Below are 22,506 nucleotides of genomic sequence, written 5' to 3' on the forward strand. Positions count from 1 at the left end.
AGCAACGTGGCGCGGTGGTTCACGGGACAGGGGGAAATGCCGAGGCCTCCGTCCCCCGCGGGTGGGGGACGGGGGCCTCGGCTCGTGCGTCAGAGCTTCTCGGGGGTGCGGATGCCCAGCAGGGACATGCCCTTGGAGAGGGTGCGGGCGGTCAGCTCGCACAGGAACAGGCGGTTCTCGCCGACGACGAGCTCGGGCTCGGGCTTCACGACCGGGCACTGCTCGTAGAACGTCGCGAACAGCGAGGACAGCTGGTAGAGGTACGCGGCCACCTTGTGCGGGGCGTGGTCCGCGGCCGCCTCGGCGATGAGCTCGCCGAAGTGGTCCAGGTGCAGGCCCAGCGCGCGCTCGGCCGGGGCCAGCTCCAGCTCCGGGTGCGCGACCGGCTTCCGGTCGCCCGCCTCGCCCGCCTTGCGCAGGATGGACTTGATCCGGGCGTACGCGTACTGGAGGTACACGGACGTGTCGCCGGTCAGCGAGACCATCTGGTCCAGGTCGAACTTGTAGTCGCGCGCGGCGGAGGTGGACAGGTCCGCGTACTTCACCGCGCCGATGCCCACGTACCGGCCGTTCTCGAGGATCTCCGCCTCGCTCAGGCCGATCTTCTCCGCCTTCTCGCGCACGACGGCCGTCGCCCGGTCCACCGCCTCGTCCAGCAGGTCCACCAGCCGGACCGTCTCGCCCTCACGGGTCTTGAACGGCTTGCCGTCCTTGCCCAGCACGGTGCCGAAGGCCAGCTGCACGGCCTTGGTGTCCTCGTTCAGCCAGCCCGCCCGGCGCGCCGTTTCGAAGACCATCTTGAAGTGCAGGGACTGCCGCGCGTCGACCACGTAGATCAGCTCGGTCGCGCCCAGGTTGCCCACCCGGTCGCGGATCGCCGAGAGGTCGGTCGCCGCGTAGCCGAAGCCGCCGTCGGACTTCTGGACGATCAGCGGGGTCGGGTTGCCGTCCGGGCCCTTGACGTCGTCGAAGAACACGCAGAGCGCGCCGTTGGAGCGGACGGCGACGCCCGACTCCTCCAGCAGCTTGCACGTCTCGACGAGCATGTCGTTGTAGCCGGACTCGCCGACCACGTCGGGGTCCTGGATGTCCATGTCCAGCTTGTCGAAGACGGAGTAGAAGTAGATCTTCGACTCGTCCACGAACCGCTGCCACAGGGCGAGGGTCTCCGGCTCGCCGGCCTGGAGGTCCACCACCCGGGCCCTGGCCCGCGTCTTGAACTCCTCGTCGGAGTCGAAGAGCGTGCGCGAGGCCTTGTACAGGCGGTTCAGGTTGGACATGGCCTCCTCGCCGGAGACCTCCACTGCGTCGTCACCGTCCCCGGCGCCCTTGTGGTCCAGCTCGTGCGGGTGCTCCAGCAGGTACTGGATGAGCATGCCGAACTGGGTGCCCCAGTCGCCGATGTGGTGGCGACGGACCACCTTCTCGCCGGTGAACTCCAGGATCTCCACCATCGCCGCGCCGATGACCGCCGACCGCAGGTGGCCGACGTGCATCTCCTTGGCGACGTTCGGCTGCGCGTAGTCGATCACCGTCGTACCCGGCTTCGCGGCGAGCGGCACGCCGAGCCGGTCGTCGGCGGCACGCGCGGCCAGGGTCTCGACGATCGCCCGGTCGGTGACGGTGATGTTGAGGAAGCCGGGCCCGGAGACCTCGATCTCCTTGATCAGGTCACCGGAGTCGAGGCCCTCGACCACGGTCGTCGCCAGCTCGCGCGGGTTGGCCTTGGCCTTCTTCGCGAGCGCCAGGATGCCGTTGGCCTGGAAGTCGGCCCGGTCGCTTCGTCGCAGCAGGGGGTCGGCCGCACCGGACTCCGGCAGGGCGGAGGCGAGTGCGTCGGCGACGCGCTGGTTGACGGAGGAAGCGAGGGAAGGGACCGAGGCCATGAGCTGCCGTTCCTGTGAGGTCGTGCCTGAGGGTGCACTTGGGTGTTCAGACAAGTGCCGAGTATCCCACGCGGGGGCCGGACGCTTCGCGGGATATCCGGGTGGTTCCAGTGGGTGGAAGCAACCCCGGAGTGCTCCCCTCCGTCTGGGAGAATGGCCCACAGCCAGCATTCGAGATAGAAGGACGTGTCGTGGCTCAGAGCGCGCAGAGCAGCACCGAGACCGATTGGGTCTCCCGTTTCGCGGACGAGGTCATCGCCGAGGCGGAGCGCCGAGCCCCGGGCAAAGTCGTCGTCGTCGCCTCCGGACTCTCCCCCTCCGGCCCGATCCACCTGGGCAACCTCCGCGAGGTCATGACCCCGCACCTGGTCGCCGACGAGATCCGCCGCCGGGGCATCGAGGTCCGCCACCTGATCTCCTGGGACGACTACGACCGGTACCGCAAGGTCCCCAAGGGCATCCCCGGCGTCTCCGAGGAATCGCACGCCCAGCACATCGGCCGCCCGCTGACCGCCGTGCCCGCGCCCGAGGGCTCCGCGTACCCGAACTGGGCCGAGCACTTCAAGGCCGCCATGGTCGAGGCGCTCGCCGAGCTCGGTGTCGAGTACGACCCCATCAGCCAGACGGAGCAGTACACCGCGGGCACCTACCGCGAGCAGGTCCTGTTCGCGATGAAGCACCGCGGCGACATCGACGCGATCCTCGACCAGTACCGGACGAAGGCCAAGCCGGGCGCGGGCAAGAAGCCGCAGCAGAAGCCGGCCGACGAGGCCGAGCTGGAGGCCGCAGAGGGCTCCGGCGCGGCCGCCGAGGACGACGGCACCGTCGGCGAGGGCGGGTACTTCCCGTACAAGCCGTACTGCGGCCAGTGCGGCAAGGACTTCACCAAGGTCACCTCGTACGACGACGAGACGACCGAGATGACCTACGTCTGCACCGAGGACGAGTACACCGAGACGGTCAAGCTCAGCGAGTTCAACCGCGGCAAGCTCGTCTGGAAGGTCGACTGGCCGATGCGCTGGGCCTACGAGGGCGTGATCTTCGAGCCCTCGGGCGTCGACCACTCCTCGCCCGGCTCCTCCTTCCAGGTCGGCGGCCAGATCGTGGGCATCTTCGGCGGCGAGCAGCCGATCGGACCGATGTACGCCTTCGTCGGCATCAGCGGCATGGCCAAGATGTCCTCCAGCAAGGGCGGGGTCCCCACCCCGGCCGACGCGCTGAAGATCATGGAGCCGCAGCTGTTGCGCTGGCTCTACGCCCGCCGCCGCCCCAACCAGTCCTTCAAGATCGCCTTCGACCAGGAGATCCAGCGGCTCTACGACGAGTGGGACAAGCTCGAGGCCAAGGTCGCCGACGGCTCCGTCCTGCCGGCCGACGCGGCGGCCCACGCCCGCGCCGTCCGCGTCGCCTCGCACGAGTTGCCCCGCACCCCGCGCGCGATGGCCTACCGGACGCTCGCGTCCGTCGTCGACATCACCGCCGGGCACGACGAGCAGACCCTGCGCATCCTCAGCGACCTGGAGCCCGAGCGGCCCCTGGCCTCGCTCGACGAGGTGCGCCCGCGCCTGGACCGCGCCGAGAACTGGATCACCACCCAGGTCCCCGCCGACCAGCGGACCCTGGTCCGCGAGGAGGCCGACGCGGAACTCCTGTCGTCCCTGGACGAGGAGGGCCGCGAGTCGCTGCGCCGGCTCGTGGACGGGCTCGACTCGCACTGGTCGCTCGACGGCCTGACCACGCTCGTCTACGGCGTGCCGAAGGTGATGGCGGGCCTCGAACCCGACGCCAAGCCGACGCCGGAGCTCAAGGTCGCGCAGCGGACGTTCTTCGCCCTGCTCTACCGCCTGCTCGTGACCCGGGAGACCGGACCGCGCCTGCCCACGCTGCTGCTGGCGGTGGGAGCGGACCGGGTGCGCAAGCTGCTCGCCGCGTAGGTTCCGCACGGATGTGAGGAAGGGCCCGCACCCCCGGTTCTCGGGGGTGCGGGCCCTTTCCGCGCGTGGGGGCGTACGGGCTACGCGATGTGCTCGTTCTGCAGGTCCTGCTGGTAGCGCTGCTTCAGGTCAGGCATCATGCGGCGGATCATCGTGGCGCTGCGCGGGTGCACGATCCCGTGCCGGTCCGAGAGGTATATGTCCACCTGCTCGGGGGTGGGCACCTGGTTGTTCTCCTCGATGTACCCGCGGAAGACCTCGTACGCCGCCTCGGCGAACTTGACCTCGTCGAACTCCGGGTCCGCCGGATCCGCCGCGTCCGCCGGCTCCTCCCGCCGCTCCTCCTGGCGGGGAGCCGGGATCGGCAGCTCCTGCTGCTCGGGGGCCGGACCCGCCGGACCCGCCGGACCCGCCGGGTACGTCGCCGGGGCGGGCTCCGGGCCCTCCGCCGGCTGGGGGCTGTAGCCGCCCTCGTACGCCGCCTGCGGGGCGCGGGGTCCCGCGAACCAGGCGCTGTTGTGCGCGGCGGGCATGGCCGTCGGGTCCACCGCGAAGGGGGCGGCGGCCGGGTGGGCCTGCGCCTGTGCTTGCGCCAGCGCGTAGGCCTGGGCCTGCGCCTGGGCCAGTGCGTGCTCCTGCGCCAGCGCATGGGCCTGCGCCTGGGACTGGGCGGCCACGTCGGGGCCGTCCGGGCCCGTGGCGCCCGGGGCCGCGTCCACCGGGACGGGGGTCTCCGTGGCCGCGGCGGAGCCGGCCAGGAGGGCCGGGTGGGTGGCCGCCACCGTCGCCACCTGCGCCGCCGCCGGAGGCAGGAGCAGCGGGTCGATGCCCGCCGCCGCCAGGCCCTCCGGGGCCGTCTGGGACAGGGGGACGCCGATGCGGGCCAGGCGCAGCGGCATCAGGGCGCCGACCGGGGCCTTGCGGCGCCAGAAGCGGCCGTAGCGGGCCTGGAGGCGGGCCTGGTAGATCAGGCGGTCCTGCTCCATGCCGACGGCCTGCTCGTAGGAGCGCAGCTCCCACAGCTTCATCCGGCGCCACAGCTTGAAGGTGGGGATCGGGGACAGGAGCCAGCGCGTGATGCGCACGCCCTCCATGTGGCGGTCCGCGGTGATGTCCGCGATCCGCCCCACCGCGTGCCGGGCGGCCTCGACGGTGACCACGAACAGGATCGGGATCACCGCGTGCATGCCGACCCCGAGCGGGTCGGGCCAGGCCGCCGCGCCGTTGAACGCGATGGTCGCGATCGTCAGCAGCCACGCCGTCTGGCGCAGCAGCGGGAACGGGATCCGGATCCACGTCAGCAGCAGGTCCAGCGCCAGCAGCACGCAGATGCCGGCGTCGATGCCGATCGGGAAGACCAGCGAGAAGCTGCCGAAGCCCTTCTGCAGGGCGAGGGCGCGTACGGCGGAGTACGAGCCCGCGAAGCCGATCGCGGCGATGACGACGGCTCCGGCGACCACGACACCGATCAATATCCGGTGCGTACGAGTCAGCTGCATCGCGGCCACCCGCGATCCCCTCCCCTTGTCCCCATGCCCCATGTGCCCATGTACCCATGTCGAGCTACGGCAGGCACAGCGTACGCGCGTACGAGTGACCGGACGTCAGCGGTCCGGTCACCGTTCGGTAGCGTCCGGACGAGGACCGCCGGACCGGCCGCAGCACTAGGCGTTCGTCGGCGAGGGCGACTGCTCCGGCTGCTTCTGCTGGTTGGCGGTCTCGACCGAGGCCACGGTCTCCTTCGCCGCCGCGATGGCGTCCTGGAGCAGCTTCGCCTGGTCCGGAGCGTCCGCGCCCTCGTAGGCCGCGCCGTTGTAGTCGAGGGTGATGATCACGTTGTGGGTGCGGGCGATGATCGTGGTGTTGGAGAAGTCGCCGTCCTTCTTGGTGGTGAAGGTGAAGGACGTGGCCTGGTCGCCGATGCCGCCCGCCGCCTCCGGCTTCATGTTCTCCGCGCCCTCGACGACCTTCGCCTTCTCGATCTGCTTGGTGTACTCCTCCTCGGCGCGCTTGCTGCCGGTCCCGACCGACGCGAGGGAGTCGTAGCGGACGAGGGAGATCGAGAGCCAGCGGTACTGCGAGCCCTTCAGGCCGGCCTCTTCCAGGCCGTTCCAGGAGCAGCTGGCGCGGGTGGCCAGGTCGTTCGACTTGGCGGCCGTGCCGTTGGCGTCCTTCGCCTTCGGGACGATGGTCTCGATGGTCTTCGCGGCGACCGTCTTGCAGGGCTCCGGCAGCGTGGCGTAGACGGCCTTCTCCGGCGCCTTGGACTCCTTGGAGTTCGGCTTGGCGGACGAGGAAGCGTCGGCCTTCTTGCCGCTGTCGGAGCCCGAGTCCTTGCCCGAGTCGGACGAGCAGCCGGCGACCGTGAGGATCACCGGAACGGCTGCGCAGGCGAGGACGCGGGTGAGACGCGAGGCTGATCGGTGCATGATTCCTTCAGACGTTGTGGGTCTTCGTGCGGGCCGGCTCACCGGCCCGTGGCGGGCGCGGGACCCGGGCAACGGTAGCCCGACCCGGCGCCCGGCTGCTGTGCGCGCCGTCACCCCGGGCCCTCGCGCCCCCTTCGGGCGGGCCCGGCTACTCGTTGAACCGGTCGACGAGGGCCTGCGCCAACTGCCGTGCCCTGTCCTGGGTTTCGCCGCTCGGCGGGACGGTTCCGGGGAGCGCGGGCTGGACGCTGTACTCGACGGTGACGATGACATTCGAGGTACGGAACACAATGCGGACGGTGCGTGCCTGGGCGGCCGTGGCGCCGGCGGCGCTGAGCTTGTCCTCGATGAAGGACTCGTTGCCGAGCCCTTCGAGGACGCGGGAGCCGAGCTCGACCGGCGCCGAGGCGGACGCTGAGGCGGAGGCCGACGGGCTGGTGCTCGTACCGGCACCCGGGCTCGCGCTGCCGCCCGCGCCCGCGCCCGTAGCCGGAGTGGGCGAGGACGCCCCCGCCGACGGGGTGGGCGACGGGGTGGTGAGCGGGCCGGGGACGGGCAGGTGGGCGTCGGTGAGCTGGCGGATGAAGACCTGGCGCGCCTTGTCGTCGTCGCTGACGGTGGCCCGGTCGTACGAGACCACGCGCTCGAAGCCCACCGACAGCAGCCTGGTCTCGGTCGGCGTCTGCGCGGTCCAGCGGCAGCCGACGCGCCGGTCGGCGTCGTACGAGGCGTCCGCGACGCCGGCGTAGAGCGCTTCGCGGGCTTCGGGGGTGAGGGCTTCGGCGACGGGGAGCATCGCCTTGACCTTCTTCGGATCGGCGGCCTTGCAGGGCATCGGCAGATTGCGGTACTTGCCGGGCTGCGCGACCGTGCCGGAGTTCCCGCCCGCCTTCGCGTCGCTGGTGGTCCCGGATCTGCCGCTGTCGGTGCACGCGGTGAGGCCGACGGTGAGGGCGGTGAGCACCGCGATGCCTGGCAGGGCTGCACGTACCGACTTGCGCTGCACGTTCCACCGGCTCCCTTCGGGAAAATGCGTTGCCGCGGCTCGGGCGCGGATGGACACAATGTCTATCGCACACGCTGGTGCTGGCGCCGGTCTCCTGTCGTATTTGGGACCAAGAGCGAGGCTTTTTGCGTATTCAGACTTTTCTGCGGTTAACGGGGTGTTGGGACAAAAATGTCATACGTAGAAGTGCCGGGGGCGAAGGTCCCCATCCGGATGTGGACCGATCCGGCGTCGGTCGAGGACAGCGCGATGCGCCAGCTGCAGAACACCGCCGGCCTGCCGTGGATCAAGGGTCTGGCCGTCATGCCGGACGTCCACTACGGCAAGGGCGCGACGGTGGGCTCGGTCATCGCCATGAAGGACGCGGTCTGTCCGGCGGCGGTGGGCGTCGACATCGGCTGCGGCATGTCGGCGGTGAAGACCTCGCTGACGGCGAACGACCTGCCGGGGGACCTGTCGGGACTGCGCTCGCAGATCGAGCGGGCGATCCCGGTGGGGGCGGGGATGCACCGGGATCCGGTGGATCCGGGGCGGCTGTACGGGTTCTCGGAGAACGGGTTCGGGGATCTGTGGGAGCGCTTCGACTACGTCGCGGATGCGGTGAAGTTCAGGCGGGACCGGGCCATGCGGCAAATCGGGACACTTGGGACGGGAAACCACTTCATTGAGGTTTCAACAGACATGTCCGGGGCGGTTTGGCTCATGCTGCACTCGGGGTCTCGGAACATCGGCAACGAGTTGGCGGACTTCCACATCAACGTGGCCCGGGGGCTTTCGCACAACCAGGGGCTGATCGACCGGGATCTCGCGGTGTTCCTCGCGGCGACCCCGGAGATGCAGGAGTACCGCAACGACCTCTTCTGGGCGCAGGAGTACGCCAAGTACAACCGTGCCGTGATGATGAGCCTGTTCAAGGAGGTCATTCGCAAGCAGTTCCGCAAGGCGAAGGTCTCCTTCGGGCAGGAGATCAGCTGTCACCACAACTATGTGGCGGAGGAGCGGTACGACGGCATGGACCTGCTGGTCACGCGCAAGGGCGCGATCCGCGCCGGCAGTGGGGACTACGGGATCATCCCCGGCTCGATGGGCACCGGCTCGTACATCGTGAAGGGCCTCGGCAACGAGAAGTCCTTCAACTCGGCCTCGCACGGCGCGGGCCGGAAGATGAGTCGTACGGCTGCGAAGCGGAAGTTCTCGGTGCGCGACCTCGCGGAACAGACCAAGGGCGTGGAGTGTCGCAAGGACTCGGGCGTCGTGGACGAGATCCCGGGCGCGTACAAGTCGATCGAGCAGGTCATCGACCAGCAGACCGACCTGGTGGAGGTCGTGGCCAAGCTCAAGGCCGTCGTCTGCGTCAAGGGCTGAGGCCCGGGCGCGGATGTCGGGGGAGTGGAGGAGCCCGGACCGGTGACGGTCCGGGCTCCTCCGCGTGTAGCGGTCAGTCGAGCAGCATGTCCACCGACAGCTCGATGTTCACCCCGAGGTGGTCGGGCAGCGGGAGTGTCGTGCCGCGCTTGAAGGTCCTGCGCAGGCGGTAGCGCGCGGCGCGAGGGTCCGTGTAGATCACGACTTCGTCGTGGTGCCGATCGGCGATGACGTAGACGGGAACGTCCGCCCGAGCGTAAGCGTCCACCTTGGTGCCGGTGTCGTCCGCCCAGTTCGAGGAAGTGACCTCAAGGATCATGCGGAAGACGTCGGGCCGGTAGCTCATTGGAGCCGACATTCCGCACGACTTCACCCGTACGGGGCCATCCGGGCCGTCGGGCGGATGTGCCGCGGGAGGTGTGGCGGCCTCTTTGCCTCAACTCCCCTCAGTGGAAGGTGATTTCGGGGTGGAAAAGTCCCGCGCAAGGGGATTGACGGGGGGAGTTGGTCTAGACCAAGGTGTGCCGCATGTGGAGATCTCGCGCGCTTCTTGCCGCGCTCGCGTCGTTGTCGCTCGCCCTCGGGGTCGTCGGGACCGCCGGTGCCGTGGGGTCCGGGGAGCCTGCTCCGGCCGCCGGGGCCGCCGTCGCCGCGGCCCCGCGGAAGGCCGGGCTGCCGCCCGTCGTGTCGCACGTGCCGACCGACGAGAAGGTCGTGTTCATCACCATCGACGACGGGTGGGTGCACGACCCGGCCGTCGCGCAGACCCTCCTCGACCGGCGGATCCCCGTCTCGCTGTTCCTGCTGCCGGGCGCGACCTCGTACGACACCCAGTACTTCACGAACCTCGCCGGGCAGGGGCGGGTGAGCGTGGAGAACCACACGGTCAACCACCCCGACCTGACCGCGCTCGACGCCGCCGGCAAGGACGCGGAGGTGTGCGGCGCCGGGGAGCAGCTGGCCGCGACCTTCGGGAAGGAGCCGAAGCTGCTGCGGCCGCCGTTCGGGGCCGTGAACGACGACGTGCGGCTGGCGGCCAAGGCGTGCGGGGTCAAGGCGCTGATCACGTGGACGCACGACTTCACCACGTGGGGCGAGACGCCCGCGACGCCACAGCTGCGCGCCGGTGACATCGTGCTGCTGCACTTCACGCCGACGCTCGGCGCGGACCTGCAGCGGGCCCTGGACGCGGCGAAGGCCGCCGGGCTGAAGCCGGCGGCCCTGATGCCGCACCTGAAGAGTGCCGGGCTGGTCCCGTAGGGCCCTGGGGGCCGGTACGGCTACAGCTCGCGGTGGACCTTCGTGTTCGAGGCCTGGGCGCGGGGGCGGACCACGAGCAGGTCGATGTTGACGTGGCTGGGGCGGGTCACCGCCCAGGTGATGGTGTCGGCCACGTCGTCGGCGGAGAGGGGCTCGGCCACGCCGGCGTAGACCTTCTCCGCCTTGTCGGCGTCGCCGCGGAAGCGGGTCTTGGCGAACTCCTCGGTCTTGACCATGCCCGGGGCGATCTCGATGACGCGGACGGGCTGTCCGACGATCTCCAGGCGGAGGGTCTCGGCCAGGACGCGGGCGCCGTTCTTGGCGGCGACGTAGCCGGCGCCGCCCTCGTACGCGGAGTGGCCGGCGGTGGAGGACAGGACGACCACGGTGCCGTCGCCGGAGGCGGTCAGGGCCGGGAGCAGCGCCTGGGTGACGTTGAGCGTGCCGATGACGTTGACCTCGTACATCGTGCGCCAGTCGGCGGGGTCGCCGGTGGCGACGGGCTCGGCTCCGATGGCGCCGCCGGCGTTGTTGACGAGCACGTCGCAGCGCTGGAGCGAGGCGGCGAGGGCGTCGACGGCGGTGCGGTCGGTGATGTCGAGGGCGTGGGCGGTGGCCTGGTGGCCGGCGGCCGTGATCTCGGCGGCGAGGGCCTCGATGCGGTCCTTGCGGCGGGCGGTGAGGACGACGTGGTAGCCGGCGGCGGCGAGCTGGCGGGCGGTGGCCGCGCCGATGCCGCTGCTCGCGCCGGTGACGACGGCGGTTCGGATGGCGGCCGGGGCCGTGGCCGTGCTCATGAGCTGGCTCCTCGTGCGTTCGTACGGGTGATTACCCGCCAGCATATGCGGGTCGGGTCGGTGCCCACCGGCCGTCGGGCGGGCATGGCCGGAAGCCCGCGCGCGCAGATGGGGGGAGGAATCGCCCTCATTCGTGTGATGGTCCGACCGGCGGGCGGACGGGGTGGCTAGCGTCCGCGCGAGGAGGTGGTGGCGGTGCGCCGAGGTGCCGTACGGAGTGTGGTGGTGGCCGGGCTGCTGGTGCTGCTCGGCGGGACGGGAAGCGTCGGGGGCATGGGCGTGGGCGGTGTCGCGGGCATCGGCGGCGCCGGGAGTGCCCACGCGGCCTCCGCCCGGAGCGGCCCGGAGGCCGACGTGGCGTACCACGGGCGACTCGCCCTGGCGCGGGGCCGGCTGCGGATCCTGCTGGTCCCGGAGAACGAGGGCCCGGCCGCGCTGGCGAACGCCACCGTACGGCTGCGGCTGTCCGCCGACCTCGCGGACCGCCAGGAGCTGGCCGGGGGCTGCGCGCGGGCCGGAGTGCGCGAGGTGGTCTGCGAGACCGGGGAGCTGCCGCTGCACGGGCGGGGCCGGCACATCGGGCTGGTGCTGGAGCTGAAGGAGCCGGTGGCGGAGGTGGTGCTGCGGGTCGACACCCTGTGGAACGGCGGGGCGACCGACCGGAACCACGCCAACAACGAGCACGCGGTGCTGGCCCTGGACACGGGCGACAGCTACGCCTTCTGAGACCGCTGCTCCTGCGCGGCGGGGCCGAACTCGGCGAGGGCCTCGTCGACGATCTTCTCCAGGCGGGCGTGGTGGGCGCCGCGCCAGTAGACGCGCTCGCAGCCGGCGCACTGGGCGAAGACGTCGTACGAGCGCTGCGTGCCGTTCTCCAGGCGGTCGCCGACGCTGTCCTTGTCGGCCGCGCGGAGGTCGCCGTTGCACGCGGTGCAGCGGGTCCACGGTGTGAGGGCGGGGGCGAAGCGGCCCAGGATGTCGCGGACCTGCTCCTCGGGGTTGTCGCTGTAGACGTACGCGCCGGCGAAGAGCTCGCGGCGGCGCAGCAGTCCGCGGTCGCGGGAGAGCAGGACGCGCCGCTCGGCGGCGGAGCGGGTGGCGAGGGCCGGGTCGCCGATGTCCTCGCTCTCGTACGCGGCGTCCACGCCGAGCAGGCGCAGGCGGCGGGCGAGGGTGCCGAGGTGGACGTCGAGGAGGAAGCGCAGCGGGGCGGTGTCGGGGACGCCGGGGACCTGCTGGGGGCGGTCGACGCCGAAGACCTCGACCGATTCCCCGGCCAGCGGCACGTGGGAGACGGGCGTCTCGGTGCCGTCCACGAGGATCCGGCCGACCTCGGTGAGCGGGATGCCGGCCGATTCGACGACGTGGCCGAGGCTGGAGACGCCGTCGGTCGTCGTCGGTACGCGTGCGCCGCGCCGGGCGGGCGAGGCGAAGACGTGCAGTTCGGGGGCGAGGGTGAGCTGAATGCCGGGTCCGTTCACGGGGTCAGCATGCCACTGCCGCCCGGGAGCCGGCGGGGATTTACGGGGCCGCCGCCGTCGACTTGTCGTGGAGCTCGCGGTGGGCGTTGACCTCGGCGAAGTGGTTCTCGGCCCATTGCCTCACGGAGCCGAGCAGGCAGCTGAGGTTGGCGCCGAGTGCGGTGAGCCGGTAGTCGACGCGGGCCGGGACGGTGGGGGTGACGGTGCGGGTGACGAGGCCGTCGCGCTCCAGGGAGCGCAGGGTCTGGGTGAGCATCTTCTGGCTGACGCCGGGGATCTCGCGGCCGAGGTCGCTGTAGCGCAGGGTCCGGTCCTCGGCCCGGTCGAGGGCGCTGACGATGAGGCCGACCCATTTGTCGCTGATGCGGGCCATGAGCTGGCTGGTGGGGCAGTCCTTGAGGAAGTCCTCGTAGGCGGACCGCGCTTCCTCGCGGCGGTCCGCGGCGGTACGGGTGGCCATGGGTACCCCACTTCCGGGTCGGGTACGCACTCCGGAGTGCGTACTTACCGATCGACAGTAGCTCTCCCTACGTTAGTGAGCACCGGGAAGCCGGAACCAGCCACAACGGGAGTGACGATCATGAGCGAGAACCAGAAGACGGCGACAGCGGCGACGATGCGGGCCGTGGTGGCGGATGCCTTCGGCGGACCCGAGCGGATCGAGGTCGTCCGGGTCCCGGTCCCGCAGCCGGGTGCGGGACAGGTCCGGGTACGGGTCCGGGCGGCCGGTCTGAACCCGGTCGACGGCGCGGTGCGGGCCGGGGTCTTCGGCGGCGCGGGCCAGCGGCTCGGCTTCGGGTGGGACGTGGCGGGCGAGCTGGACGCGCTCGGCGCGGGCGTGGACGGCTGGGCGGTGGCCGACCGGGTGGTGGGCCTGCACTACGGGCCGGTCAAGCCGCTGGGCACGCACGCGGAGTACGTGGTCCTGGACGCCTCGGCGGTGGCGGCGGCCCCGGCCTCGGTCTCGTCGGAGGCCGCCGCCGCGCTGCCCCTGAGCGGGCTGGCTGCGGCCCGGGCGGTGGACCTGCTGGAGCTGGCCCCGGGGGCTTCGGTCCTGGTCACGGGCGCGGCGGGGGTGGTCGGCGGGCTCGCGGTGCAGCTGGCCGTGCGGGCCGGCTACGTGGTGACGGCCCTGGCGGGTCCCGAGGACGAGGAGCTCGTACGCTCGCTGGGCGCGGCCGCCTTCGTCCCCCGCGGCTCGGCTCCGGCCGCCGCGGTGGACGGCGTCGTGGACACGGCGGTCCTCGGCGGGCCGGCCCTGGCCTTCGTCCGCGACGGCGGTGCCTACGTCGGCCTGATCCCCGGCGCGGCGCCGGCGGCGGAGCGGGGCGTCCGGGTGGTGGAACAGGAGGTCGCGGCGGACGGCGCGCACCTGGCCCGCCTGGTGTCGCTGGTCGACGCGGGGGAGCTGACGCTGCGGGTGGCGGAAACCTTTCCCCTGGCGGAGGCCCCCAAGGCGCACGCCCGCCTCGCGGACGGCGGCCTTCGCGGCCGCATCGTCCTGAGGGTGGCCTGACACCGGGCCGGGCCGGGCCGCTGCCGGGGCGGGCGGCTGCCGGGCCGAGGGGATTCCGGTGGCTGCGGGGCCGAGCGGAGTCCGGCGGCTGCCGGGCCGCGCCGAGCGGCTACGGCCAGACCAGGCAGTACGGCTGGTGGCCCGCCTCGTGGAGGCGGTGGGAGAAGTCCTGCCACTCGTGGAGCAGCTGGTAGACGTTGAACGCGTCGCGCGGGCCGCCGCGGTCGGGGACCGTGGACCAGATGAAGGCGGCGGCGCCCACCGACTCCTCGCCGATGTCGCGCAGCGGGTCGACGACCGTCATCGGGAGCTTGACGACGGCGTAGTCGGGGTGGAGGACGACCAGTTCCAGCGGGGGCACCTTGTGCAGGGGTATGCCCTCGATGCCGGTCAGGACCATCGCGGCGACCGTTTCCGGCTTGATCTTGCTGAACATGCCGCCCATGCCGAGCTCGTCGCCGCCCAGCTGCTCCGGCCGCATCGTCACCGGGACGCGCGCGGCCGTGGCCCCGTCGGGCGCGCCGAAGTACTTGTACGTCACGCCCATTCCGCGCCCTCTGGGCAGGCTGTCGGGGTCCTGGGCCGGGCCCGGAACGTGCTCGGCCGCGTCCGTGGCGCGGCGGCGGTGCTTGCCGCGGCGACGTTCGCGGGCGCGCTGCGGATCGAGGTCGTCCGTGCCCTCGCCCGGTCCACCACCGCGTTGCATATATCCACCCGACTGGTCTTGCCTGCCCCGGCCCCGCGGCCCCCGCCACGCAGCCTGATCATCATGGCAGTGACCTCCCCCGGGGCGGCGCGGTGAAACGCCCGTCCGCAAGTCAGTCGCGGCCTCTGAGACCATGGCTGGTGTGAGCTACCCGTACCCGTATGAAGCCAAAGTCTCGCAGACTCTCTTTGACCGCGCGTCCCTCGTGACGCCTGGCGGCGTGAACTCCCCTGTGCGCGCCTTCCGCGCCGTGGGCGGAACGCCCAGGTTCATGGTGTCCGGTACTGGTCCGTACCTGACCGATGCCGACGGGCGCGAGTACGTCGACCTGGTCTGCTCGTGGGGGCCGATGATTCTCGGCCATGCCCACCCGGCCGTGGTGGAGGCCATCCAGGCCGCCGTCGTCCGCGGCACGTCGTTCGGCACCCCCGGTGAGGGGGAAGTCGCGCTCGCCGAGGAGATCGTGGCGCGGATCGCGCCCGTGGAGCAGGTCCGCCTGGTGTCCTCGGGCACCGAGGCGACCATGTCCGCGATCCGCCTCGCCCGCGGGTTCACCGGCCGCGCCAAGATCGTGAAGTTCGCCGGCTGCTACCACGGGCACGTGGACGCGCTGCTGGCCGCCGCCGGCTCGGGCCTGGCGACCTTCGCGCTGCCGGACACCCCGGGTGTGACGGGCGCGCAGGCCGGGGACACGATCGTGCTCCCCTACAACGATCTGGAGTCGGTCCGCGCGGCCTTCGCCGCGCACCCCGGCGAGATCGCCTGTGTGATCACCGAGGCGGCGCCCGGCAACATGGGCGTCGTGACCCCGGGCGAGGGCTTCAACCAGGGGCTCGCCGACCTGTGCCGCGCGAACGGCGCGCTGTACATCTCCGACGAGGTCATGACGGGATTCCGCACCTCCCGCGCCGGCTGGTTCGGCGTGGACGGGGTCGAGCCCGACCTGATGACCTTCGGCAAGGTCATGGGCGGCGGTTTCCCGGCGGCCGCGTTCGGCGGCCGGGCCGACGTGATGGGCCACCTGGCTCCGGTCGGCCCGGTCTACCAGGCGGGCACGCTCTCCGGGAACCCGATCGCGACGGCGGCCGGCCTCGCGCAGCTGCGGCTGCTGGACGACGCGGCGTACGTCAAGGTCGACGCGGTGTCCAAGGAGATCCAGTCGCTGGTGACGGGCGCGCTCTCCAAGGAGGGCGTCGCGCACCGGCTGCAGACGGCCTCCAACATGTTCTCCGTCTTCTTCACCGAGGACGAGGTCCGCAACTACGACGACGCCAAGAAGCAGGAGTCCTTCCGCTTCAACGGCTTCTTCCACTCGATGCTGTCGCAGGGCGTGTACCTGCCCCCGTCGGCGTTCGAGTCGTGGTTCGTGTCCACCGCCCACGACGAGAAGGCGATCGAGCGCATCGCGGCCGCGCTGCCGGCCGCCGCCCGAGCCGCCGCGGAGGCCACCGCATGAGCGGCGCGAGCACCGACGGGACCGGGAGCGGTTCCGAGATCACCGTCGTCCACGTGGTGCGCCACGGCGAGGTGCACAACCCGGAGGGCGTCCTCTACGGCCGCCGCGGCGGCTACCACCTCTCCGAGCTCGGCCGCCAGATGGCGGACCGGGTGGCCGAGCACCTGGAGAGCCGGGACGTGACGCACGTCGTGGCCTCCCCGCTGGAGCGCGCCCAGGAGACGGCGGCGCCGATCGCGAAGGCGCACGGGCTGGACCTGGCGACCGACGGCCGCCTCATCGAGGCGGGCAACGTCTTCGAGGGCAAGACCTTCGGCGTCGGCGACGGCGCGCTGCGCAGGCCGGAGAACTGGAAGCACCTGACGAACCCGTTCAAGCCGTCCTGGGGCGAGCCGTACGTCGAGCAGGTCGTGCGGATGATGAGCGCGATCGAGACGGCGCGCGACGCGGCCCGCGGCCACGAGGCCGTGGCGGTCAGCCACCAGCTGCCGATCTGGATCGTACGGAGCTTCGCGGAGAAGCGGCGGCTGTGGCACGACCCGCGCCGCCGCCAGTGCACGCTGGCCTCGCTGACCTCGTTCACCTACCAGGGCGACAAGCTGGTGTCGGTGGGCTACAGCGAGCCGGCCCGGGACCTGGTCCCGGCGCACCTCCTCGCGGGGGCGAAGCCGGTGAAGGGGAAGTCGAAGGCGTTCGGCGCGTAGGCCCCGTCCGGGCGGTACGGGTTGCCGGGCCCGGCCCCAGGGGGCGGGCCCGGGCTCGGCCCCTGGGGGCCGCGGCCCCGGGCCCGTGTCCGTGTCCGTTTGGTCAATACTCTGCCTAATTTCATATAAGTTGCTCCGCTCGGCCGTGTCGCCCTCCGGCTTCGCCGAATTGTCCGTTTGTATGACATTTCATGAGCGACATGAGCGACATGAGCGTCTTCAGTCGAAGGGGAGTGCTCGGACTCGGACTTGGCGCCGCGGCGGCGGCCGGCCTCGCCGGCTGCGGCATCGGCGGTCCGTCCGGTACGGGCGCCGCCGGCCAGGCCGACCCGCCGGGCGGTCCCGGGCCCAGCGGACCGGCGGGCCCGGCCGTCAAGCCCATCGGGGACGGTTCCACCGCCGACACCGGCCCGCAGCCCCACCAGCCGGCCGCCCCCGTACCCCTCCAGCCGGGCGAGACCCCGCCCCAGTTCGTGGTGTTCAGCTGGGACGGCGCGGGCGAGATCGGCAACGGCCTCTTCCCCCGCTTCCTCAAGCTCGCCAAGGACCACGGCGCGGCGATGACCTTCTTCCTCTCGGGGATCTACCTCCTGCCCGAGTCCAAGAAGCACCTCTACCGGCCGCCGAACAACCCCGTCGGCGCCTCCGACATCGGCTACCTCAAGGACGAGAACGTCCGCAACACCCTCACGTACGTGCGCGAGGCGTGGCTCGACGGCCACGAGATAGGGACCCACTTCAACGGGCACTTCTGCGGCGGCCCGGGCTCGGTCGGCAGGTGGACCCCCGAGGACTGGCAGAGCGAGATCGACCAGGCCGTGTCCTTCGTCACCAACTGGCGGAGCAACACCGGCTTCACCGACCTCGAACCGCTGCCCTTCGACTACCGCAAGGAGCTGGTCGGGGCCCGCACTCCCTGTCTGCTCGGCCAGGACAACCTGCTGACGACGGCCCAGCGGATGGGCTGGCGCTACGACTCCAGCTCGCCGGGCGGACTCCAGCAGTGGCCGGTCAAGCGCGGGGGCCTGTGGGACCTGCCGCTGCAGTCCCTGCCCTTCCCCGGGCACTCCTTCGAGGTGTTGTCGATGGACTACAACATCCTCGCGAACCAGTCCAAGAACACGACGAAGGGCGTCCCGTCCCACTACCCGGCCTGGCGCACCCAGGCCACCGCCGCCTACCTCGGCGGCTTCAAGCGGGCCTACGAGACCAACCGCGCACCCCTGTTCATCGGCAACCACTTCGAGGAGTGGAACGGCGGCATCTACATGGACGCCGTCGAGGAGGCCCTCAAGGGCATGGCAGACAAAAGGGACGTAAGGCTGGTGTCCTTCCGGCAGTTCGCCGACTGGCTCGACGTGCAGGACCCCAAGGTCCTGGCCAGACTGCGCACCCTGGGACCGGGCGAATCGCCGACCGGTGGCTGGGCCACGCATCTCGCGGCCGGCTGACGGGCCGGGGTTCGGCCGCGGGTCGCCGCCTGACCAGCGGCTCAGCACGGCCTCGGGGGGCGCGCAAGATCCGCAAATCGCTCATGCGAAACTTTTCACATGAGCCTTAGCCGCGCGCGTGTCAGTCGAAGAAGCCGCCGCTCGACCGGTGGCCGCGCCATCCTGCTGACCGCGGCGGCCCTCGCGGGCACCCTGACCCTCGCGGCGTGCGATGCGGGCGGGGCCAAGTCCGCCGGCTCCGCCGGCGGCAACTACGTGACGGGCTCCAACGGCATCTCCACCGCGGCCAAGGCCGACCGCATCGAGGCACCCAAGCTCGACGGCGAGACCGTCGACGGCAAGACGCTGGACACCACCGAGCTCAAGGGCAAGGTCGTCGTCCTCAACGTCTGGGGCTCCTGGTGCCCGCCGTGCCGGGGGGAGGCCCCGTACTTCGCGCAGGTCTCCAAGGAACTGGAGGCCGCCGGGCAGCCCGTCGCCTTCGTCGGCATCAACACCCGGGACAACACCAAGGAGAACGCCGCCGCCTTCGAAGAGACCTACGGGATCACCTACCCGAGCCTCTTCGACCCGATCGGCAAGCTGATGCTCCGCTTCCCCGAGGGCTCGCTCAACCCGAAGGCCATCCCGTCCACGATCATCCTCGACAAGGACGGCAAGATCGCCGCCCGCACGCTGGCGGCGGTCAACGCCGAGAAGCTGCGCTCGATGATCGACCCCGTCCTCGCGGAGCAGTGACCTCGTGGTCACCGCACTCTCCGAGGCCGTCCTGGCCGCCGAGTCGACCGGCGTGAACACGACCGTCCTCAACGGCGCCCTGCTGCTGGCCCTGCCGATCTCGCTGTTCGCCGGGCTGGTCTCCTTCTTCTCCCCCTGCGTGCTGCCGCTCGTCCCCGGCTACCTCTCCTACGTGACCGGCGTCGGCGGAGCCGACCTCGCCGAGGCCCGGCGCGGCCGGATGCTCGCCGGCGCGAGCCTGTTCGTCCTCGGCTTCACCGCCGTGTTCGTCTCGACGGGCGCGCTGTTCGGCTACTTCGGGCAGACCCTCGACGCGCACAAGGAAGTCATCTCCCGGGTGCTGGGCGGCCTGGTGATCCTGCTCGGCCTGTTCTTCATGGGGGCGATCCCCGGCCTGACGATGCGCGAGTTCCGCTTCCACAAGAAGCCCGCGGTCGGCCTCGTCGGCGCGCCCGTGCTCGGCGTGCTCTTCGGCCTCGGCTGGACCCCCTGCATGGGCCCGACCCTCGCCGCCGTCGGCACCCTGTCCATCGACCAGGCGACCGCGGGCCGCGGCGCGCTGCTGACCGTGGTCTTCTGTGTGGGACTGGGGCTGCCCTTCATCGCCACGGCCCTCGCCTTCCGCAAGGCGCTCGGCGCGTTCGGCTGGGTGAAGGAGCACTACGCGTGGGTGATGCGCATCGGCGGCGGCATGCTGATCGTGACCGGTCTGCTGCTCGTCACAGGATTGTGGAGCAGCATCGTCAGCGACATGCAGAGCTGGACCCAAGGCTTCACGGTGGGGATCTGAGGACTACACGGACATGAGTACGACCGACAAGGCGCCCTCCGAGGCGCCGAACGATTCCGCGGCCGGGGCCACAACCGAGGCCGAGGCGACGGCCAGTGCCGAAGCCACCGCCGAGGCGGCCGCCGGCGCACAGCTGTCCACCGCCCCCCTGGAGGACGCCCCCGGCGGCCCCGTGGGCATCGGCGTGCTCGGCTGGGCCCGCTGGTTCTGGCGGCAGCTCACCTCCATGCGGGTGGCGCTGCTCCTGCTCTTCTTGCTGTCCCTGGCGTCCATCCCGGGCTCGCTGGTCCCGCAGAACCAGGTCGACCTGATGAAGGTCGCCGCCTGGAAGAAGGAGCACGCCTCCTGGGTGACCCTCGCGGAGAGGCTCCAGCTCTTCGACGTCTACAGCTCGGTGTGGTTCTCCGCGATCTACCTGCTGCTGTTCATCTCGCTGATCGGCTGCATCCTGCCCCGCACCTGGCAGTTCGTCGGCCAGCTCACCGGCCGCCCGCCGGCCGCCCCCAGGCGGCTGGACCGGATGCCCGCGTACACGACGTGGCGCACCGACAGGTCCCCGGACGAGGTGCTCTCCCGCGGCCGTGACCTGCTCGGGCGCCGCCGCTTCCGCACGGAGGCGGGCGAGGGCTCGGTCTCCGCGGAGAAGGGCTACCTGCGCGAGGCCGGCAACCTGAGCTTCCACGTCGCGCTGATCGTGATGCTGATCGCCTTCGCCTGGGGCCAGAACTTCAAGTCCGAGGGCGGCAAGCTCGTCCTGCGCGGCAAGGGCTTCTCGAACACGCTCACCCAGTACGACGACTTCAAGTCGGGCGGCTTCTTCGACCCCGACGACCTGCCCCCCTTCTCCTTCACGCTGGACAAGTTCGACGCCACGTACGAGCGCACCGGCCCGCAGAAGGGCACCCCGCGCGACTTCAAGGCGTACGTCACCTTCACCGACGGCGCGCACGGCAAGCCGGAGAAGCGCGAGATCCAGGTCAACAAGCCGATGGAGGTGGACGGCTCCAAGGTCTACCTGCTCGGCCACGGCTACGCGCCGGTCATCTCGGTGACCGACTCCACCGGCAAGGTGATCTACAAGGACGCGGTGCCGATGCTGCCGCAGGACGGCAACCTCACCTCCGCCGGCGCGGTCAAGGTCACCGACGGCTACAAGGACAAGGACGGGAAGGCCACGCAGCTCGGCTTCACCGCGGTCTTCGTGCCCACCTTCGCGGGAGCCGGCCAGGGCACGATGTTCTCGCAGTTCCCGGAGCTGGACTTCCCGGCGCTCGCGCTCAACGCGTGGCACGGCAGCCTCGGAGTCGACTCGGGCCTGCCGCAGAACGTGTACCAGCTGGACACCAGGAAGATGGAGCAGTTCAAGACCGAGGACGGCACGCCGTTCGCGAAGCGGATGCTCCCCGGCGAGAGCATGGAGCTGCCCGGCGGCCAGGGCACCGTGAAGTTCGAGGGCATCGAACGCTGGGCGACCTTCTCGGTCACCCACCAGCCGGGCAGCGGCCTCGCGCTCGCGGGCGCGATCGCGGCCATCGCGGGCCTCGCCGGCTCCCTGTTCATCCAGCGCCGCCGGATCTGGATCCGGGCGGTCGCCGGGAAGGACGGCGTCACCGTCGTCGAGATGGCGGGCCTCGGCCGCAGCGAGTCCGCCAAGCTGCCCGAGGAGCTGTCGGCGCTGGCCGGCGCGCTCCACCAGCAGGCGCCCACGGCGGCGCCGGCCCCCACCCCACCTGCCCAAGACGAAGTCGAAGGGGAGCGCGCCTGATGCAGCTCGCGGCCGCAGCCAACGAGAGTCTGGCTCACCTCAGCAACAACCTGATCTACGCGTCGATGGCGGTCTACACGCTCGCCTTCTTCGCCCACATCACCGAGTGGATCTTCGGCAGCCGCAGCAAGGTGGCCCGTACGGCCGCCGCGCTCACCTCGTCCGGGGCGTCGGCCGACGCCCCCGCCGTGCAGGTGCGGCAGAAGGGGGCGCGAAGCTCCGGTGGAGCCGGTGAAACCGGGGGCACCGCCGTCCTCGACAAGCCGAAGGTCGTCACGCGCAGCGCCGCCGGCACCCGCGACGTCCCGGACGGCCCCGGCGCCGCCGGCGGCACCGTCCAGGGCGACCTGTACGGGCGGATCGCGGTCTCGCTGACCGCCCTGGGCTTCCTCCTCGCGGCGGGCGGGGTCGTGGCCCGCGCCATGTCGGTGCAGCGGGCCCCCTGGGGCAACATGTACGAGTTCTCGATCACCTTCTCCACGGTGGCCGTCGGTGCGTACCTGGCGCTCCTCGCGCTGAAGAAGAACGTCCGCTGGCTCGGCCTGTTCCTGGTCACCACGGTCCTGCTGGACCTGGGCATCGCCACCACCGTGCTCTACACCGACAGCGACCAGCTGGTCCCGGCCCTGCACTCGTACTGGCTGTGGATCCACGTCTCCACCGCGATCTTCTGCGGCGCGGTCTTCTACATCGGCGCGGCCGGCGCGGTCATGTACCTCTTCCGCGACTCCTACGAGGCGAAGCTCGCGCGCGGCGACAAGCCGGGCAGGTTCGCCACCTCGGTCTGGGAGCGCTTCCCGTCGGCGGCCTCGCTCGACAAGTTCTCCTACCGCATCAACGCGGCCGTCTTCCCGCTGTGGACCTTCACGATCATCGCGGGCGCGATCTGGGCCGGCGACGCGTGGGGCCGCTACTGGGGCTGGGACCCCAAGGAGGTCTGGTCCTTCGTGACCTGGGTCGCCTACGCCTGCTACCTGCACGCCCGCGCCACCGCCGGCTGGAAGGGCCGCAAGGCCGCGTACCTCGCGCTCTTCGCCTTCGCCTGCTGGATCTGGAACTACTACGGCGTCAACATCCTGCTGAGCGGCAAGCACTCCTACGCGGGAGTCTGACCGCACACCGCACACCGCACACCGCGGGGCGGGGCGAAGGGGCCGGGCCGGCCGGAAGGCGGCCCGGCCCCTTCGGCGTTCCCGGGGCCCGGCCGGCGGGTCCTCGGGCC

General features: G+C 71.4%; 21 protein-coding genes. 12 read left to right on the plus strand and 9 right to left on the minus strand.

Annotated features, from left to right (window positions below):
* Positions 1-89 precede the first annotated feature (89 nt).
* Complete coding sequence (gene argS, locus DRB89_RS09540; RefSeq protein WP_112447568.1) at positions 90-1,886, minus strand: arginine--tRNA ligase; 1,797 nt, start codon at positions 1,884-1,886, stop codon at positions 90-92.
* A 191-nt stretch (positions 1,887-2,077) separates the two neighbouring features.
* Here argS and lysS point away from each other — a divergent pair, with 191 nt between their 5' ends.
* Positions 2,078-3,820: a lysine--tRNA ligase gene (gene lysS, locus DRB89_RS09545; RefSeq protein WP_112447567.1), complete on the plus strand. Its 1,743-nt coding sequence runs from the start codon at positions 2,078-2,080 to the stop codon at positions 3,818-3,820.
* 80 nt (positions 3,821-3,900) lie between these two features.
* Here the strand turns inward: lysS and DRB89_RS09550 are convergent, their stop codons facing one another.
* From DRB89_RS09550 to DRB89_RS09560, 3 genes are all read right to left on the minus strand, one after another.
* A complete protein-coding gene (locus tag DRB89_RS09550; RefSeq protein WP_112447566.1) occupies positions 3,901-5,328 on the minus strand; it encodes a DUF2637 domain-containing protein in 1,428 nt (475 codons plus the stop codon).
* 156 nt (positions 5,329-5,484) lie between these two features.
* A complete protein-coding gene (locus tag DRB89_RS09555) occupies positions 5,485-6,249 on the minus strand; it encodes a DUF3558 domain-containing protein (RefSeq protein WP_239516067.1) in 765 nt (254 codons plus the stop codon).
* 148 nt (positions 6,250-6,397) lie between these two features.
* Positions 6,398-7,255 carry a DUF3558 domain-containing protein gene (locus DRB89_RS09560; protein WP_204357657.1) on the minus strand — a complete coding sequence of 286 codons (858 nt, stop codon included), beginning with the start codon at positions 7,253-7,255 and terminating at the stop codon, positions 6,398-6,400.
* Positions 7,256-7,426: 171 nt separating this feature from the next.
* On the opposite strand from DRB89_RS09560, the gene DRB89_RS09565 reads away from it, so the two are divergent.
* Complete coding sequence (locus tag DRB89_RS09565; protein WP_112447564.1) at positions 7,427-8,620, plus strand: RtcB family protein; 1,194 nt, start codon at positions 7,427-7,429, stop codon at positions 8,618-8,620.
* A 73-nt stretch (positions 8,621-8,693) separates the two neighbouring features.
* Here the strand turns inward: DRB89_RS09565 and DRB89_RS09570 are convergent, their stop codons facing one another.
* Positions 8,694-8,966 carry a Uma2 family endonuclease gene (locus tag DRB89_RS09570; RefSeq protein ID WP_239516068.1) on the minus strand — a complete coding sequence of 91 codons (273 nt, stop codon included), beginning with the start codon at positions 8,964-8,966 and terminating at the stop codon, positions 8,694-8,696.
* A gap of 182 nt (positions 8,967-9,148) precedes the next feature.
* Between DRB89_RS09570 and DRB89_RS09575 the strand changes: the two genes are divergently transcribed.
* Positions 9,149-9,880 (plus strand): polysaccharide deacetylase family protein, encoded by a 732-nt coding sequence (locus tag DRB89_RS09575; RefSeq protein ID WP_112447562.1) that lies wholly within the window; start codon positions 9,149-9,151, stop codon positions 9,878-9,880.
* Positions 9,881-9,900: 20 nt separating this feature from the next.
* On the opposite strand, the gene DRB89_RS09580 is transcribed toward DRB89_RS09575, so the two are convergent.
* Positions 9,901-10,677 (minus strand): SDR family oxidoreductase, encoded by a 777-nt coding sequence (locus tag DRB89_RS09580; RefSeq protein WP_112447561.1) that lies wholly within the window; start codon positions 10,675-10,677, stop codon positions 9,901-9,903.
* A 195-nt stretch (positions 10,678-10,872) separates the two neighbouring features.
* Between DRB89_RS09580 and DRB89_RS09585 the strand changes: the two genes are divergently transcribed.
* A complete protein-coding gene (locus DRB89_RS09585) occupies positions 10,873-11,403 on the plus strand; it encodes a hypothetical protein (protein ID WP_343234508.1) in 531 nt (176 codons plus the stop codon).
* Here the strand turns inward: DRB89_RS09585 and DRB89_RS09590 are convergent.
* Positions 11,391-12,158 carry a Mut7-C RNAse domain-containing protein gene (locus DRB89_RS09590; protein ID WP_112447559.1) on the minus strand — a complete coding sequence of 256 codons (768 nt, stop codon included), beginning with the start codon at positions 12,156-12,158 and terminating at the stop codon, positions 11,391-11,393. The two genes, DRB89_RS09585 and DRB89_RS09590, sit on opposite strands and share 13 nt — an antisense overlap.
* Positions 12,159-12,198: 40 nt before the next feature.
* The gene (locus tag DRB89_RS09595) at positions 12,199-12,618 is read right to left on the minus strand and encodes a helix-turn-helix domain-containing protein (RefSeq protein WP_112447557.1); all 420 of its coding nucleotides are present in this window, start codon (positions 12,616-12,618) and stop codon (positions 12,199-12,201) included.
* A gap of 156 nt (positions 12,619-12,774) precedes the next feature.
* Here DRB89_RS09595 and DRB89_RS09600 point away from each other — a divergent pair, with 156 nt between their 5' ends.
* Positions 12,775-13,674 (plus strand): NADP-dependent oxidoreductase, encoded by a 900-nt coding sequence (locus DRB89_RS09600; protein ID WP_112453252.1) that lies wholly within the window; start codon positions 12,775-12,777, stop codon positions 13,672-13,674.
* A 109-nt stretch (positions 13,675-13,783) separates the two neighbouring features.
* Here the strand turns inward: DRB89_RS09600 and DRB89_RS09605 are convergent, their stop codons facing one another.
* The gene (locus DRB89_RS09605) at positions 13,784-14,380 is read right to left on the minus strand and encodes a hypothetical protein (protein ID WP_162688519.1); all 597 of its coding nucleotides are present in this window, start codon (positions 14,378-14,380) and stop codon (positions 13,784-13,786) included.
* A 133-nt stretch (positions 14,381-14,513) separates the two neighbouring features.
* Between DRB89_RS09605 and hemL the strand changes: the two genes are divergently transcribed.
* The 7 genes from hemL to ccsB all read left to right on the plus strand — a co-directional run bounded on the left by hemL (position 14,514) and on the right by ccsB (position 22,396).
* Entirely contained in the window at positions 14,514-15,836 is a 1,323-nt protein-coding gene (hemL, locus tag DRB89_RS09610) for a glutamate-1-semialdehyde 2,1-aminomutase (protein WP_112447550.1), read from the plus strand.
* Positions 15,833-16,540 (plus strand): histidine phosphatase family protein, encoded by a 708-nt coding sequence (locus DRB89_RS09615; RefSeq protein ID WP_112447547.1) that lies wholly within the window; start codon positions 15,833-15,835, stop codon positions 16,538-16,540. The genes hemL and DRB89_RS09615 overlap by 4 nt, the downstream gene beginning before the upstream one ends.
* A gap of 209 nt (positions 16,541-16,749) precedes the next feature.
* Positions 16,750-17,991, plus strand: a complete 1,242-nt coding sequence (locus tag DRB89_RS09620) for a hypothetical protein (RefSeq protein ID WP_112453251.1) — start codon at positions 16,750-16,752, stop codon at positions 17,989-17,991.
* Positions 17,992-18,090: 99 nt separating this feature from the next.
* A complete protein-coding gene (locus tag DRB89_RS09625) occupies positions 18,091-18,729 on the plus strand; it encodes a TlpA disulfide reductase family protein (protein WP_112447545.1) in 639 nt (212 codons plus the stop codon).
* Between the two features lie 4 nt (positions 18,730-18,733).
* The gene (locus DRB89_RS09630) at positions 18,734-19,519 is read left to right on the plus strand and encodes a cytochrome c biogenesis protein CcdA (protein WP_112447543.1); all 786 of its coding nucleotides are present in this window, start codon (positions 18,734-18,736) and stop codon (positions 19,517-19,519) included.
* 13 nt (positions 19,520-19,532) lie between these two features.
* Positions 19,533-21,284 carry a cytochrome c biogenesis protein ResB gene (locus tag DRB89_RS09635; RefSeq protein WP_112447541.1) on the plus strand — a complete coding sequence of 584 codons (1,752 nt, stop codon included), beginning with the start codon at positions 19,533-19,535 and terminating at the stop codon, positions 21,282-21,284.
* Positions 21,284-22,396 (plus strand): c-type cytochrome biogenesis protein CcsB, encoded by a 1,113-nt coding sequence (gene ccsB, locus DRB89_RS09640; RefSeq protein ID WP_112447539.1) that lies wholly within the window; start codon positions 21,284-21,286, stop codon positions 22,394-22,396. The genes DRB89_RS09635 and ccsB overlap by 1 nt, the downstream gene beginning before the upstream one ends.
* Positions 22,397-22,506 lie beyond the last annotated feature (110 nt).

Source organism: Streptomyces sp. ICC4 (assembly GCF_003287915.1).
Taxonomy (GTDB): Bacteria; Actinomycetota; Actinomycetes; order Streptomycetales; family Streptomycetaceae; genus Streptomyces; species Streptomyces tritrimontium.